Annotated in this window: 1 protein-coding gene; it reads right to left on the reverse strand. The window is 54.1% G+C overall.

Annotated features, from left to right (window positions below; translation table 11 throughout):
• Nucleotides 1–130: 130 nt before the first annotated feature.
• On the reverse strand, nt 131–1439 hold a 1309-nt coding region (locus tag BRO54_RS18765), incomplete at its 5' end, for an IS1634 family transposase (protein ID WP_139268099.1).

Consider the following 1439-nt stretch of genomic DNA (forward strand, 5'->3'; position numbering starts at 1 on the left):
AACTCACATTTCGCACCCTAACAAGGTCAAAACAAAGGATTTTTTATTTAGTTTTTCAGAATAACTTTTTGACCAACACAACGAGCGATGGCAATCCTTTTTTTACCATCGCTGGTCGTTCCGTATCACGTTACACGTAGATGCTCTCATCCATGCCCAATCCCTGCAGAATCCTTCGCTGATCAGGGGTAAGGGAGCGATCCAGTGAGCGTTGGATGCGCCCATCCGGCAGCTTGAACAGGACGACGTTCACATATTGAAACAGCTGAAAAATCGCCTGTCCCGTCGGCCGGGTCAGCTTGCGGCCTCCAGGACCCTTCAACGGGTGTTCTGGAGTAATAAACTGACGCACTCGGCGCTGAAAAACGCGGTAAATAGCCAAGGCCAACAGAAACAAATAGCCTAATACTGCGACCCGTTCTGGTTTTTTGACGTAAATCTCATCCGTGAAAAACGGATCTTTCAAAAAAGCGAAGTTCATTTCCACCGAGATCTGCCCTTTATACAGCTTCAAGATCTCTTGGGCATCCATGGGTTGGCCCTTCCATTCCTTCGGAACGGTCGTGACAAGGACAAACCGGGACGCTTTCCGTCTCGCCTGTTCCCACGCGTCTTGGTCGAATTCGACGTCAAGGTGCAAGAAATACAGCGTCTCCACCTCGGGTTCCGCCCCTTTTTTCGGCCGTCCGCGCCGTTTTTTCAGGCGTACGATCTCTTCGACCGCGGCCTCAACCCGATGAAACCGGGGGCGAAGGGACGCCTTGAGGGACGCCAAGGCTTGTTCGGCATCTTCCCGGCAGGAGAAGGGGTGACGCTCCCAACGGGCTTGTTCCTCGCGAAGAAGCTCCGCTTCTTTGGTTCGTTCTTTTTCAAGCGTCTTTCCTTTTCGCTGGTCGAGCGCGCTCGATTCAACAACGATCAGCCGAACGGGGTGGCCTTCATACGTCGAGGCCGTTTCCCATACCCGGTACGTGGCGCCGTTTCTCTCCGCCAACGTAAAGGGATCGCTCCACGTCGTGTCCTCAGCATCCGCTTCGGCCAGCGCGGTTTTCACGATCCGGAGCGACGAAGGGCCTCTGGTGATCAAAAAGGCGTTGGCCGCTTTGGTTTGCGCCAGGGTCTCTTTCGTCATCGCGGCGGAATCGGCCACGTAAATCCATTCGTCTTCGATTTTGGCCTGCTTCAGCTGTTCATGGACACGAGACAGCACCTCGGGATTCCATGTTTTATCGGGCAGGTTGCCATCGTGCACATCGCCGTAAAACGGGATGCCGTCCTCGTTGCCGACCAGTCCGAAACCGATCTGTTTTTGCCAACGATGATGGCGGTTGTAGCCATGTGTGATTTGTAAGGCCTCTAACGAGGCCGATTCATACGCGCCGTAAACGGTCTTGTCCGTCGTATCGGCGTGGAAGGCTCGGAGGGAAAGGCCTTCTTTG

This window comes from Geobacillus proteiniphilus, assembly GCF_001908025.1.
GTDB classification, from domain to species: Bacteria; Bacillota; Bacilli; order Bacillales; family Anoxybacillaceae; genus Geobacillus; species Geobacillus proteiniphilus.